General features: G+C 41.6%; 12 protein-coding genes and 2 pseudogenes. 11 read left to right on the forward strand and 3 right to left on the reverse strand.

What is annotated here, in order from left to right; translation table 11 throughout:
* Positions 1-14 precede the first annotated feature (14 nt).
* From IPJ86_07040 to IPJ86_07060, 5 genes and pseudogenes are all read left to right on the forward strand, one after another.
* Positions 15-1,650 (forward strand): annotated as a pseudogene (locus IPJ86_07040) (acyl-CoA carboxylase subunit beta).
* A 233-nt stretch (positions 1,651-1,883) separates the two neighbouring features.
* Positions 1,884-2,486, forward strand: coding sequence for a transferase hexapeptide repeat family protein (locus IPJ86_07045; protein MBK7887048.1), 603 nt, complete (start codon positions 1,884-1,886; stop codon positions 2,484-2,486).
* Positions 2,487-2,527: 41 nt separating this feature from the next.
* Positions 2,528-3,625 carry a hypothetical protein gene (locus tag IPJ86_07050; protein MBK7887049.1) on the forward strand — a complete coding sequence of 366 codons (1,098 nt, stop codon included), beginning with the start codon at positions 2,528-2,530 and terminating at the stop codon, positions 3,623-3,625.
* Between the two features lie 194 nt (positions 3,626-3,819).
* A pseudogene (locus IPJ86_07055) lies at positions 3,820-5,227 on the forward strand (phosphoglucomutase/phosphomannomutase family protein).
* A gap of 26 nt (positions 5,228-5,253) precedes the next feature.
* The gene (locus tag IPJ86_07060) at positions 5,254-6,201 is read left to right on the forward strand and encodes a DUF2279 domain-containing protein (protein ID MBK7887050.1); all 948 of its coding nucleotides are present in this window, start codon (positions 5,254-5,256) and stop codon (positions 6,199-6,201) included.
* Between the two features lie 14 nt (positions 6,202-6,215).
* On the opposite strand, the gene IPJ86_07065 is transcribed toward IPJ86_07060, so the two are convergent.
* From IPJ86_07065 to IPJ86_07075, 3 genes are all read right to left on the reverse strand, one after another.
* Positions 6,216-6,950, reverse strand: a complete 735-nt coding sequence (locus IPJ86_07065) for a hypothetical protein (GenBank protein MBK7887051.1) — start codon at positions 6,948-6,950, stop codon at positions 6,216-6,218.
* Positions 6,951-7,006: 56 nt separating this feature from the next.
* On the reverse strand, positions 7,007-7,594 hold the full coding sequence (locus IPJ86_07070; GenBank protein MBK7887052.1) for a hypothetical protein: 588 nt from the start codon (positions 7,592-7,594) through the stop codon (positions 7,007-7,009).
* A 61-nt stretch (positions 7,595-7,655) separates the two neighbouring features.
* Positions 7,656-9,224, reverse strand: coding sequence for a T9SS type A sorting domain-containing protein (locus tag IPJ86_07075; protein MBK7887053.1), 1,569 nt, complete (start codon positions 9,222-9,224; stop codon positions 7,656-7,658).
* Between the two features lie 57 nt (positions 9,225-9,281).
* Between IPJ86_07075 and IPJ86_07080 the strand changes: the two genes are divergently transcribed.
* The 6 genes from IPJ86_07080 to IPJ86_07105 all read left to right on the forward strand — a co-directional run bounded on the left by IPJ86_07080 (position 9,282) and on the right by IPJ86_07105 (position 14,501).
* Positions 9,282-10,796 (forward strand): PKD domain-containing protein, encoded by a 1,515-nt coding sequence (locus tag IPJ86_07080; GenBank protein ID MBK7887054.1) that lies wholly within the window; start codon positions 9,282-9,284, stop codon positions 10,794-10,796.
* Positions 10,778-10,972: a gliding motility-associated C-terminal domain-containing protein gene (locus IPJ86_07085; protein ID MBK7887055.1), complete on the forward strand. Its 195-nt coding sequence runs from the start codon at positions 10,778-10,780 to the stop codon at positions 10,970-10,972. The genes IPJ86_07080 and IPJ86_07085 overlap by 19 nt, the downstream gene beginning before the upstream one ends.
* 155 nt (positions 10,973-11,127) lie before the next feature.
* Positions 11,128-11,496: a hypothetical protein gene (locus tag IPJ86_07090; GenBank protein MBK7887056.1), complete on the forward strand. Its 369-nt coding sequence runs from the start codon at positions 11,128-11,130 to the stop codon at positions 11,494-11,496.
* Positions 11,497-11,639: 143 nt separating this feature from the next.
* Positions 11,640-12,425, forward strand: a complete 786-nt coding sequence (locus IPJ86_07095) for a hypothetical protein (protein ID MBK7887057.1) — start codon at positions 11,640-11,642, stop codon at positions 12,423-12,425.
* 73 nt (positions 12,426-12,498) lie between these two features.
* Entirely contained in the window at positions 12,499-13,533 is a 1,035-nt protein-coding gene (locus tag IPJ86_07100; GenBank protein ID MBK7887058.1) for a c-type cytochrome, read from the forward strand.
* Complete coding sequence (locus IPJ86_07105) at positions 13,530-14,501, forward strand: hypothetical protein (GenBank protein MBK7887059.1); 972 nt, start codon at positions 13,530-13,532, stop codon at positions 14,499-14,501. The genes IPJ86_07100 and IPJ86_07105 overlap by 4 nt, the downstream gene beginning before the upstream one ends.
* Positions 14,502-14,579 lie beyond the last annotated feature (78 nt).

Genomic DNA, 14,579 nt, shown 5'->3' on the forward strand with positions numbered 1-14,579 from the left:
AAGCTTTATTTATGATGTCACAGGATATTGAACAAAACAAAAACGAGGATCACACTAAAATTCAATTAAGTTTTCTGAATCAGAAGCTGCAACAGATCTCTTTAGGTGGTGGGAAGAAGAGTGCTGAAAAACAGAAGGAAAAAGGGAAGCTTCTTGCCAGAGAACGGATAGCCTATCTGTTAGATGCTGATGCTCCCCAAATAGAAATTGGTGCCCTGGCTGCTGATGGTATGTATGCGGAACAGGGAGGATGCCCTGCAGCGGGGGTGGTAGTAGTGATGGGATATGTCGCCGGACGCGAGTGTATTGTTGTAGCCAATGATGCGACCGTAAAAGCCGGCGCCTGGTTTCCCATGACTGCCAAGAAAAATCTTCGTGCACAGGAGATCGCCATGGAGAATAGATTACCGATTATTTATCTCGTAGATAGTGCCGGAGTATTTCTGCCTATGCAGGATGAGATTTTTCCGGATAAGGAACATTTCGGACGTATTTTCAGGAACAATGCAGTGATGAGCAGTATGGGAATTATTCAGATCGCTGCTATCATGGGGTCTTGTGTAGCCGGTGGAGCCTATCTTCCTATCATGAGCGATGAAGCGATGATTGTAGATAAAACCGGATCGGTGTTTCTGGCCGGATCGTATCTCGTAAAGTCGGCCATTGGTGAAGATGTAGACAATGAAACACTTGGCGGAGCAACCACGCAATGCGAGATTTCAGGTGTAACGGATAACAAGTTTCCTGATGATAAAAGTTGTCTGGATTATATAAAAAGCATTTTTTCTAAAATCGGACGACTGCCGGATGCAGGTTTCGACCGGATCAAATCACTTCCTCCTCTCAAGGATGCAAATGAAATCTATTCTATTTTTCCCGTCGCCCGGGATAAACAATTTGATATGCATGAGATCATTTATCGTTTGGTAGATGATAGTGCGTTTGATGAGTATAAGGAGAAATATGGTCAGACTTTGATTTGTGGTTATGCGCGGATTGATGGATGGGCGGTAGGTATTGTCGCTAATCAGCGGAAAGTGGTAAAGAGCAAGAAGGGGGGAGATGCAATTTGGTGGTGTGATTTTCAGCGATAGTGCCGATAAAGCAGCGCGTTTTATCATGAATTGCAATCAGCGCAAAATACCCCTGGTATTCTTACAGGATGTGACCGGATTTATGGTGGGATCTCGTTCAGAACACGGTGGAATTATTAAAGACGGTGCAAAGCTGGTAAGTGCAGTAGCCAATTCAGTGGTGCCGAAGTTCACTATCATTACCGGAAACTCCTACGGAGCGGGTAACTATGCCATGTGTGGAAAAGCCTATGATCCCCGACTCATCGTGGCATGGCCAAGTGCTCAGATCGCAGTAATGGGAGGAGCACAGGCAGCAAAGACACTCCTTCAGATTCAAACCTCCACCTTAAAAGCGAAAGGAAAAGAAATTACCCCTGAAGAGGAGAATGAATTATTAAAAACTATAACCGATAGGTACAATCAGCAAACATCGCCCTATTATGCCGCCTCACGGTTATGGGTTGACGCCATCATTGATCCGCTCGATACCCGCAAATGGATCTCGATGGGTATAGAAGCTGCGAATCATGCACCTGTTGAAAAAGCATTTAATGTAGGGGTGATTCAGACTTAAGTAGCTACCGGCTGCTTGCTACTCTCTTAAGGCTATAGGCTTAGGTAAACTTCAAGTGTGATGACCTCTATATATGAAAAGATACTCACTTCGTTTGGTAAGTCCGCACCGACCGAAGGTCGGTGCGGACGAGAGAGGGGAATGAGGGTCGCTTCGCTAACCAGTGTTTCGTCCCTCCGGGACTAGTGAAGGGACCAACCTTAAACTTTAAACTTTAAACCTTAAACTTCCCCATGTCGAATATCTTTGAATTTAACGGCTATCGTCCTGTAGTACATGCCTCTGCATTCGTGCATCCTAATGCTACCGTGACCGGAAATGTGATTATTGGGAAGGATGTGTATATTGGTCCGGGTGCGGCGGTTAGGGGAGATTGGGGCGAGATTATTATTGAAGATGGGTGTAATGTGCAGGAAAATTGTACCATCCATATGTTCCCGGGTGTAACGGTGCGGCTATGTGAAGGGGCTCATATCGGACATGGTGCAATCATTCACGGAGCTACGATTGGAAGAAATGTACTGGTTGGAATGAATGCTGTCATCATGGATCGGGTAATTGTTGGGGAGAATTCGCTTGTGGGAGCTTTATGTTTTGTTCCGGAGGGAATGCAGATTCCGGAACGGAAAATTGTGGTTGGAAATCCTGCTAAGATTATTAAGGAGATGACCGATGAGATGATTACCTGGAAGTCAAAAGGAACCGCTTTGTATCAGCAATTGCCGGCGGAGTTGATGGCTACCTTAAAACCCTGTGAACCTTTACGGGAAATGCCGGAAACACGACCTGTTCAACAGGCGATTTATGCTACCTGGAATCAGTCCAAAGAGAAGTGATTTCCATTAATCGAACAGGTTTCGTATTTTTATACGGCAGAATGAAAAAAATACTACTTCTTCTCCTATTGGTCGTTTTTTTTAGCACCTCATCCAGCTCGCAGATACCTGTTATTTTGAGAGTGTCAGCCAGTGAACAGATGGATACTACCGGTTGCAATTTTGTACGGGAACTTACCCGAATTACTTACGGAGCTATTATGAGCGGCAAAGTGAAACTCTGGAATGCGCCTTCTAAGGAACTTTTTTTTGTTCCACAAACCTTGAAGGAAATTGAGCAAAGTACCCGTACTAATTTTATGGATCAGGATGTGGTTTTTATTTATGAGTATTGGACAAATTCCAATAAAATATTGAGCAGTCGAACAACAGGTTTTTTGTTTTCTAATAAAAATCAGTCGGGTGAGGATGTGGAATATGGCTATGTCGATTTTGAAGATATGCAAAGTGTGCTGCTCAGTGAACGGGTAATGAGTAATGCGAATGGAAATTTCAACTCCAATCTCTCGGCCTATATTGCTTCAAAGAATTATAATTTCAATTTCCTTCAGTTTGCCGGAAAAGTGATCAATAACAAGGAAGATTCAAGGAAGATTTTTAGTGAATATATCGGCAGCTCTAAGTTTAACCTGAGCCAGTTTTCTTCTAATGAAATTCCGCAGAAAAAAGTCACCTGGACCATAGATGCATCCCAGGACATAACAAAAGTAAAGTCACAGAATAGCACTAAAGTTCTTGTTGCTATTGAAAAGTATCTTCGTCAGAATGAAGAAGTTTTTTTTAATCTGGGCGGTGAGAAGATCCTGACTCATGTTCAAAAGGGAAAGTGGAAAGTGACCCGTTTGGAAATGAATGAACTTTGGAAAAAAATTGATGGGGTAATCTCATTTGATCCCCTGAGTATGACGATATTTATCAATGATTCAGCTTTGTCTGAAGTGCCGTTTAGAGAAATGGTCAAAATGGAGATAAAAGTAAATGAGTTGCCCTTCCTTGACTTCCTGAAGCAGCAAAATTTCAATTACATTATTCGAAGTATAAATACTCAGGATATTCCCCGTAGCGAATCTTATGCTTATCAAAAGGCCCTATTTGAAACTGACTGGAAACGACTGACTTCTTTTGTGGCACAGTTCTGAGAAGTGGTCTGTCCGACTTCTGTGAAATTTCACAGGCTTTTTTAAGGTAGCCCGGGTTAAAGGTGTATGGTCTCCGTCGGCGGGATAACTTTTTTGGATCCTCTTTATCTAAATGGTTTTCCTTTATTAATTTCGTAACGATTTAGGATTAAAATCGTTTAATCCTGTTCAACAAAACTTAATACCAAATTCTCATGGAAAAAATAAAATTCGGAACGGACGGATGGAGAGCAATTATTGCTAAAGAATTTACAGTGGCTAATGTTGCACGTGTAGCGGAAGGTACAGCCAAATGGTTGCTTTCACAATCTAAGAATCCTTCCATTGTACTAGGGCACGATTGTAGATTTGCCGGTGAATTGTTTTGCGATACAGTAGCAAAGGTCATGTGTCCGATGGGAGTGAAAGTTTCATTGGCAAAAGATTTTGTCAGCACACCGATGATTTCATTGGGTGCCGTGAAAATGAAAAAAGATCTGGGTATTATCATTACCGCGAGTCATAATCCTCCCGAATATAATGGTTTCAAGTTGAAAGGGTCTTTTGGTGGACCTTTGCAGCCTGCTCTCGTTGCAGAAATTGAAAACCTGATACCGGATGTTTGTACGGTGAAGTTCGAAAACATGGAATTAGCCACATTTGAGAAGAGCGGGTTGCTGGAGTATGTCAACCTGGAAGATATGTATGTGGAGCATGTGAAAGCGCATTTTGATTTGGATGTGATTCGCAAATCCGGTTTGCATCTTGCCTATGATGCGATGTATGGCGCCGGACAAAATGTAATGAAACGCCTTTTGCCGGAGTTGACATTTTTGCATTGTGATTATAACCCCTCGTTCATGGGACAGGCCCCGGAACCCATTCATAAGAACCTGACTGAGTTTTCAAATCTGATTAAGAATAGCGGAAAGATCGATTCCGGTTTGGTAACAGATGGCGATGCCGATCGTTTAGGTTTCTACGACGGTAAGGGGAAACTTTGTGGACTCTCATCATATTATCCTCTTGTTGATTCATTATCTCCACAAGTACAAAGGACTCTCCGGTAAAGTATGCACTGCTTTCTCTACCACACCGAAAGTGGCGAAAATTTGCAAGCATTATGGACTAGAGATGGAAACAGTGAAAATTGGTTTTAAGTACATCGCCGAAATAATGATTAAGGAAGATGTGTTACTCGGCGGTGAAGAGTCAGGAGGGATAGCGATTAAAGGGCATATCCCCGAGAGAGACGGCATCTGGATCGGTTTAACGATTTGGGAATTTATGGCGAAGAGTGGAAAGACCCTGAACGATCTGATTGACGAAGTGTATGAGATAGTTGGGAAATTTTCATTTGAGAGAAATGATCTTCACATCAAGGAAGAAATTAAACAGCGCGTCCTTCAAAATTGCAAAGCAGGAAATTATACTTCTTTCGGCAAATTTAAAGTTACCAGAACGGAGGATCTCGATGGCTTCAAGTATTTCTTTGAGAATGGCGATTGGCTGATGATTCGTGCTTCCGGTACGGAACCGGTGCTAAGAACCTATGCTGAGTCTGCTTCTAAAGATGCCGCCTTTGAAATACTTAATACTGCCAAAGAAGTACTTCTGAATTGATGGATGTTTTCATCGGATAAGACGGAATGCATCTTTTCACAAAAAGAATAGTAAACCACATCACTGCTTTATTGGCGGTGATGTGTTTTTATAGCCCTTTGCAAGCTCAAACCGGTGACACGATTTCCGATAAAGGATTTTGGTATGCATCCTCCGAATACAAACGGGAGCGCGGACGAATAATGGCGTTCTCTACTGCAAGTATTTATGCAGGAAGTATGGTGGGATTGTATTCCGTCTGGTATAAAGATTATCCGCTTTCGGGTTTTCATCGATTTAATGACAATGAGGAATGGTTGCAAATGGATAAAGTAGGACATTGTGGCTCGGCTTATTATCTTTCACGGTGGAACAGTGAGTTGGTGGGGTGGACGGGACTCTCCCCGAAAAAATCTGCAATTTGGGGCGCCGGCATCAGCTATACGTTTTTGCTCAGTGTAGAAATGCTGGATGGCCACTCTAAAGAATGGGGTTTTTCTACCGGAGATCTAATCGCGAACACCATAGGTACCGGACTTTTTCTCGGACAGGCATTGGGTTGGAAAGAACAAAGGATTTCTTTTAAATTATCCTATACTAAAAGTCCGCTGGCTAATCAACGTCCCTCTATCTTCGGTTCCAATATTGCTGAGAATGTCCTGAAGGATTACAATGGACAAACCTATTGGTTGTCTTTTAATCTTGCTGATTTTATGAAAAAGTCTTCATTACCGGCCTGGCTTAATATTGCTGTTGGATATGGAGCTAACAATATGCTGACGGCGAATGTTGAAGAGACACCGGAAGGACTAAAGTATCCCGGCGAACGCTATCGACAGTTTTATATTTCTCCGGATATTGAATGGTCGAAAATACCGGTTAAAAGTGGTGCATTGAAAGCTTTATTTAAAGTACTCGGATGTATTAAATTTCCTGCTCCTGCACTGGAGTATCGCAAAAACAGTGGACTTATTTTCCACGGTCTATATTTTTGAAAAGGGGAATGCAGTTATTTTGATGCTTTCTTTTTCTTCTTCGCCGGATCTTCGTGAAAGAAATATTTGATGTCAATTCCGAAATAGTCGCCTTCTAAACTTGTTCTGCCAATGGAGGAAAAAGGCTTGGTGAAATCTCTGTCCGGATAATATTCAATAAGTGTATCATATAAAGTTTGCAAGGCACGGTGATAAACAAATCCAACGTAAAAATAACCGGATTTAGCAGTACGATACTCGACACCTAAATTGGCAATAACACCGGCACTTACTTTTTGTCGACGGGCACTGTAGTGGGAATAATAATCTTTGAACGTAGCCACATCGGAGGGGAATATGTTCATTTGAGCCCCCAGACCGGCATCCATCCATAACTTCTCATCCAATTGAATAAACACCAGTGCAGTGACAGGTATTTCATATCCGATAATAGAAAATCCACCACCGCCCGTAAATGTGGTGTCAGTTAGAGTGAGATCATAATTTCTTTTGGTATAGATGATCCCGGTTTCCATGGATAGTCGCTTTGTGAAACCATGTCGCACCAGTCCTCCAAAGCTAATCCCCGACTGTTGTACAATGCTGTAGGTAATAGCTGAGTCGCTGAAATTCTTTGGTCCGGTCCGGAGAAAACTATTTGGAAAGCTGGGACGTAGACAAACTCCAAAAGTGGTGACACCCTGCTGCGCTGTTGCTTCAAAAAACAGCAAAAGACTGAATAAAAATGCCAGACTTATTTTAATTTTCATATGCTTTTGCAAAGAAAGGAAATCTTGATGATTTTTAGTTTTTGAGTGAACTATTTCTAATTGTTCGTGAGCTGAAAGTAGATTTTTCCAACTATTATTTCAGCTTCTACCAAAATACAAATGCCGAGATGGTAGGTATAAAAATTACTTTTGCCATCCGGAAGAATCAATTCGTAACGATGTTTACCTGCCGGTTTAATGTTGAGGAAATCTCCGTAGGTATCAGAATACACCATGAATACGCCAATGGGTTCTTCAAAATACAACTTGCATAAATTATAAGGAATAGATTTTTGACTGATTTTACTTTCTCGCTTTTGTGATTGTACCGTATATCCGTATTTGGAATGTGTGGTTTTGGTATTTATATGTTCCTTGCCGTTATTGTGTTGAGTCGCTAAAGAATGGAGAAGCGTGTTATTATCAAATTGGGAAGTGATTCGATAAACAATATTTACACGCACCATTTTTTGAATCAAAATCTTGCTTTCAATCAGAAAATCAGATTTTGTCTTTCCATGACGTTGCGCTGTCATTATGCCGATAGGCTCATCTTTATACCTGATGGCATAGGTGAGAAGCTGCGCTTCCACTCGGGTGCTCGCTACAATTTGAAGAAGGAAGAATAGCAGGACTATTCGCATGGGTGGTATAAAAAAGCCACCGGCAATAAAAAACCGGTGGCTTTTATTTTTGTTTGAAGGATTAACGGAAAACGACTCTGCTTGTTGCAGTACCTCTGTCTAATTGCACATTTACGATATATAAACCGGCATCCAGATCCTTTCTTTCTAACGTATAGCTTTTCTGATCCACCGGACCGGAAGAATGCACCAATTTACCTGTGATATCATATACTAACACATTGCGTATGATTTCATTGTTTTTCGAACTGATAAGTGTACGATTTTCCGCAGGATTAGGTGTAAAACTGATACCGGCATCGCTTACAGACGGGTTATTTAAACCTGTTGAAAGATTCAGGCAGTACACAATTCTTGGATTGAGATATCCCATCACTGTATCTAAATAAGCCAATGCTTTTGCCTTGGACATATCCGGATTGGTGAGGAGCGCATTCGCATAGGCTGTATCACCTTTCGTGTTGTAGGGTGGAGGAAGAAAAGATGCATAGAAAACAGTGGCCAAAGAATCATACCATTCCCATGGACCTGCTTGCTGCGCAGGCACAGTGACCAAAGGATATAATCCTTCATAGCCTTCATTGATGGTGTTGGCATAAGTAGTAAGTGCATCAGTAAAACCGGCATTGGCAAAACAGTCATTGTTCCCTTTTTCAAAGGCCAGACGAACTGCTTCGCGACTTCCGCCTACTTCTACTACGAAATCACCGGTAGTAGGTACAATTACATCACCGACACCATAAGGGGCAAAGGGATCTCCAACGACGTGGAAGGCAACGATGGGTGCATCGCCGGGTTCTAACCAGGAAGTGTCTCCAATAGCACCACCCAAATTGAAAACGAATTGAACCTTTGAATTATAACCGGGTGAGTTGTTGGGGTAGTTCAATTGTGGAATGCCACCATACCCTTCAAAATCTCCTAATAATGCCTGATTTACATACGATTGGCCTGCTGTAAATCCATAAGTGGCGTTGTTTGAATTCGCAAGAAACTTTGTCAGAGAAATTTCAGCAGGATCATCTAATGTAGCGTAAGCAAGAGCGATATAACCACCTGTACCAACACCTCCTAAAATGATTTTAGAAGTATCAATACCAAAATCATTGCCTCCGGTATCTGCATTGGCTCTGAAATAACGGACGCAAGCCTTAGCATCCAGAAAAGCACGGTAAACCGCCTGTAATAATGTTCCTGTACGGATATCCTGTCCTGTAGCTCCGGAAGCTTGTGGATTCCATCCCAAACGATACGACATAGCGGCAGCCACATACCCTCTTTTCGCAAGAGAAGTACACATGGCTACTATATTGCTATCTCTTCTGGAACCTGTTGGCTGACCATTGATAACCGGAGGAAGGAAGCTTCCCGTATGCATAACGATGACCAATGGTCTTTCCGTGAGTGGGTCGACTGCTCCGGACGGAGTATACACATCCATTTTTAATGTATCCATTGCCGGACCTCCTCCGGAGAGTGCACCAATAACGGTGATATTTTGTCCATAAATCACACTATTGGTTCGTGCAGCTGCGGGAAATATTTCTGTCACATATCGCTGTGCGTGCACCTGAATAGAGGCCCCTGCGACAAAGAGTGACATTAAGGCAATTTGTAAAGATTTTTTCATGCTTTGTGGTTTTTGATTGGGGTAAAGATAATGAGTTTCTTTTCTTAATTAATTATCATGAATTATTTAAAGGATGAATTAATTCATGAACTTTGTCCTATGCAGCTGTTGTTTAAAATAACCATGATTCTTTTTCTAATGGTTTCAGGAGGTCCCCATACTCTCGCTCAATGCATTAGTGTTTTTCCATATTCTGAGAATTTTGAAGCTGTGAGTAGTCCCTGGACCAGTGGGGGAGTTAACTCCGATTGGACATTGGGATCTCCCTCTAAATCAACGATAAACGCTGCAGGTAGCGGTGTCCAATGCTGGATAACCGGCGGATTAACAAACGCGCCTTATAATGGCGGACAAAAATCCTGGCTGCAAAGTCCCTGCTTTGACTTTTCCGGTCTGAATTATCCCTATCTGAGTTTTCTGATTTTCTGGGATACGGAGAGACAATATGATGGAGGAAATCTTCAGTATTCTTTGAATTCCGGAACATCCTGGATCAATGTTGGGTCCTCGGGTGGTGGCTCGGATTGTAAAACGAAAAATTGGTTCAATGCCGGTAACATCAACAATCTGGCGGGATTGGCTTCCCCTCAACAGGGATGGTCAGGAACTACATCTTCCACTTCAGGTTCTTGTCTGGGAGGAAATGGAAGCGGAGAGTGGAAGCAAGCCGGCTATTGTTTGAGTAACCTGGCAGGTGAGGCGAATGTGATATTCCGGTTTACGTTTAGCTCGGGTACTACCTGCAATGATTATGATGGAATGGCTATTGATAGTTTCTCCATTTCCGAACTGGCGTTTCCTGCATTTGATTTTACTTACACCTGTGAAACGGACAGAAGAGTGCTTTTTACCGGAACCGGAGGTGATTGTCCTTCTCAATACCAATGGGATTTCGGAGATCCTTCTTCTTCGTCAAATGCATCAAATCTTATCTCCGATACACATACTTTTTCAACGCCCGGAAGCTATTCGGTAGTCTTTACGATGAATGAGCCTTGTATTGGAAATCTGGGAATAAGAAGAACAGTAATCATCCCTGAACTAACCTCAACTTCCTACCCTGTCTCTTGTCCCGGAATAGCTGATGGTGCTATCAGCGTAGATGTTGGAGGATTGCAGAATCCCTCTTTCAATTGGAATGTTATACCAGCAAATACTACAGATTCTATTTATGGACTTGAGGCCGGAAATTATCAGGTAACAGTGTCCGGTGATTCAGCTTGTACACAATCGCTAAGTATTGCCCTGGACTTTGATCCCGATGCCATTCCAAAGCCTGCGTTGCCCGATAAATTGCTGATATGTCCGGGAGAGGAATTACTTCTCGATCCCGGAGTATTTGACACCTATTTATGGAGTACGGGAAGCCTTGATCCGGTGATCTCGGTGAATGATATCGGATGGTATAGCGTAACGGTAACGAATCAGGCAGGATGTATTGGAGCTGATTCTGTATTACTCCTCCAGAATTGTTTTACAGGAGTATATGTTCCATCTGCTTTCAGCCCAAATGCGGATGGAAAAATGATGTTTTTAAAGCGTATTCGGGTGCGGTGGAAGATTTCCGGTTAACAATTTATAATCGGTTTGGTGCTAAAGTTTTTATTTCTTCTTCTCAGGATGATGGATGGGATGGAAGAAGCAATAGCAGAGATTGTCAGGAGGGACTATATATCTGGCAGATCGACTATCGTAACCCACAAAATAAACTGCAAACCATCAGGGGCAGGGTTTTGTTGTTGAGATAAATGGAAATCAGGTGGACTTCCGGATTTTTATAAGCAGGGATTTGCCCATTCAATAAGCTGAATATTAATTAATTAGTGTTTAAAGTGAGTAAAATCACAAGAATTGACATTTATTGTACAGAATTCATTCTAAAAGGCATCTATCTTTGTTCTAAATGTTAAAAGCACTGGCAAGTGGAGTTTTGATTTTGATTCTGTTGATGGAATCAGGAAGTAAATCCATTTTGTTTTTAAATTTTGAAATTCATAAAGAATATATTGCTCAGCAGTTATGTGAGAAAAAGGATGTTCCGGAAAACAGATGTCAGGGAAATTGTCAATTAAGTAAGGAAATTAAGGAACAAGACGCCAGGGAAAATAAACAAATGCCTGTAATGACGGTTAAATCTGAGGTGAGTGTTTTCGAATTACCTTCTTTTAAAGTTTTGTTTTTTAACCATTGTCTTGTTTTGATTCAGAATGAAGAACTTTTATTTACACGGGTTGGTTATCCCCGGGATGTTTTGCGACCACCTTCTGTATAATACACTTAATTAAATAAACTTTTAAAATGTAATTGATGGATGGAATATCTTAGTCCATCAGCTATCTTTTTATAGGGTTTATTGTTTTAAATAAAGTAGTATTATCATCAGAAAAATAAAATAATTTTAAAACAATTACTAAAATGAAAAAAATAAATATTCTATTGGCAATGTTGTCTGTTGCTGCTATAACCTTTACTTCATGTAAAGATGACAAAGACGATTCCAATAACTCCGGTCCGGCGCAACCCGGCACAGTTACCCTTGATCTCACAAATGTTGCCGGTACAGTAAATGTTGATGAAACCGGAGCGACAAGTTATACCAATAGTAGCGGTGAGAGTTTTACTGTAACAAAACTAAAGTACTATATTTCTAATGTAAGATTGCTGAATGCAGATTCGGTGGTGTATTCACTTCCTGATGGATACTTTCTCGTCGATGAATCCAATCAACCAAGTACTAAACTTTCATTCCCGAATGTTCCCGGTGGGGCTTATACTTCCATTAAGTTTACACTCGGAGTTGATTCGGCCCGTAATGTTAGCGGTGCACAAACAGGTGCTTTAGATCCTGCTAATGGCATGTTCTGGACATGGTCTAGTGGCTATATCTTCTATAAACTCGAGGGTACTTCGCCTGCTGCTTCCGGTGGTATAACTTACCATATCGGTGGATTCAGAGATGCAAATAATACCAATGCCATTCGTGAAGTGGAAGTTGATTTTATGGGCAGCTCGTTGCAGGTGGATGGAAGTCGTGAAGCAGAAATTCATGTGCTGGCCGACGTGTTGAAATTATTTTCAACTCCGAATACCATCAGCATTGCCAGTATTAATTTTCAAATGGCTCCCGGTGGCAATGCACTTCTTATTGCTGATAATTATGCGCAAATGTTCAGCTTCGACCATTTGCACAATGGTCATTAATCATTCTTAAAGCTAGAACATGATTCCGGCATGACATCGTTCATGTCATGCCGGTTTCTCAAGACCAATTCATATGTATAGGATCGTTGGAGTACTGCTCTTCATTTCATTTCTATCAATATTGCAGGCATGTAGTCCTGATGATAAGAATGAATCTAACGGAAATGGTGTAACGTTTTATATTCCGGATGGATTTCCTGCACCGGTGTATAATTTTCAAAATAATCCCATTACTCCTTCCGGCTTTGCATTGGGTCGTAAATTATTTTATGATCCCATTCTCTCGCGTGACAGTTCTATTTCCTGCGGCTCTTGTCATCAGCAGTTTGTCGCTTTTGCTCATGCAGATCATACCTTGAGTCATGGTATAGATGGACTTCTGGGAACACGAAATTCACCAGCCTTATTCAATATAGCCTGGTATCCGAGTTTTATGTGGGATGGAGGTGTAAACCACCTCGAGGTGCAACCACTCGCTCCAATTGCCAATCCGGTGGAGATGGATGAATCCATAGCGAACGTCATTGTGAAATTGCAAAGAAGTCTTACCTATCAGGCAATGTATCAATCTGCTTTCGGAACAGATAGTGTCACCACTCAGTTAACCATGAGAGCACTCGCTCAATTTATGGGATCCATGATTTCGGCGAATTCGAAATATGATAAATACCGTGAAGGCAAAGGGGCTTTAACTTCTCCGGAGTTGAACGGTCTTCAATTATTCAGAACCCATTGCGAGAGTTGTCATTCTGAACCACTCTTAACAGACATGCAGTTTAGGAATAATGGTCTTGATAACACATTTGATAGTGATCCGGGTAGAGCAAAGATTACCAATCTTCCTCAGGATTCCGGGTTATTTAAAGTCCCTTCACTTCGAAATATAGCTTTAACGTATCCGTATATGCACGATGGCCGGTTTCAAAATCTGGGTCAGGTGTTGGATCACTACATGACAGGGATCAAGCAAAGTGCAACATTAGATCCATTGTTAAGTACAGGCGGTATTCCATTGAATCCACAGGATAAAAGTGATATTATCAGCTTTCTGGAAACGTTAACGGATCAAAAATTTATTACCGACAGGAGATTTAAAGAAGTGCAATGAAAAATCCGAAGAGTATTTTATTGGTTTGTTTGGTGCTTTTAATTTCAATGACAGAGTTGTTCGGATGTGATATGTGTGGCTGCTTTATGGGTATTCTTCCCAGCGACAGAAGATCTTTTGTAGGGTCGTATTATCGTTTTAGATCGTTCTCCGGATCTGATGTTCCGGGATCGAACGTCTTTCCCGATGGCAACCTTCGTCTCGCACATACTGATCATAACGGTGCCCCGATTCCAACGGATGGTTATGAGATTTATAGAGCCTTGGAACTACGCGGCAGATATTACCTCCACCCACGTCTTGAAATGAATATCGTCCTTCCTTATCTGATGAATTCCGGATCAGAATCCGGGCAAAGTTTTTCTGTAAATGGAATTGGTGATCTCAGTTTGCTTGCCGGATGGCAGTTAATAGATGAAGCTTCAACAGGGAAATTGCGTCATCGTCTTTTAGTAGGCGGAGGAGTGAAACTACCAACAGGGGAGGAGGGGCAAAAGCAGAACGAGATCCGTCATTCATTATTGGTACAATGTGGAACCGGAACGAGTGATTTTTTGTTTTATTCCACCTATCAGCTGGCATTTAAAAATCTGGGCTTAAACCTTACTCCATTGTATAAAATCAATGGTGAAAACAGATTCAATGAACGCATTGATAACAGTAAAACTATTTCGGGTAGTTTGTTTTATAGAATAAAGGCCGCGGAGAAGTTGCAATTTCTGTCCTCTCTGCAATCCTATTATGAGTTTACTAAGGGAGTTTATACTAATGAGGTCTTGCAGGAAAACACCCGCATGCACGTGATGATGTGTGGTCCGGGCTTAGATGTTTACTGGAAGAATGTCGGATTTTCACTGTCAGCGCTCTATGCTTGTTATGAAGAAGAGAATAATAGCGGTTTGAACAGCAGACTTCGACTGATGTTTGGAGTAAATGTCTATTTTGATCAGTCTCGTTTTGCTTTCTAAAAGGATAAAGAACCTATTCTCTCCTATGAATACGGATGGATCGGGCTATTAACAGTGCGGTGTAGATAAGTACATTGT

It is taken from the genome of Bacteroidota bacterium, assembly GCA_016713925.1.
Classification (GTDB): Bacteria; Bacteroidota; Bacteroidia; order AKYH767-A; family OLB10; genus JAJTFW01.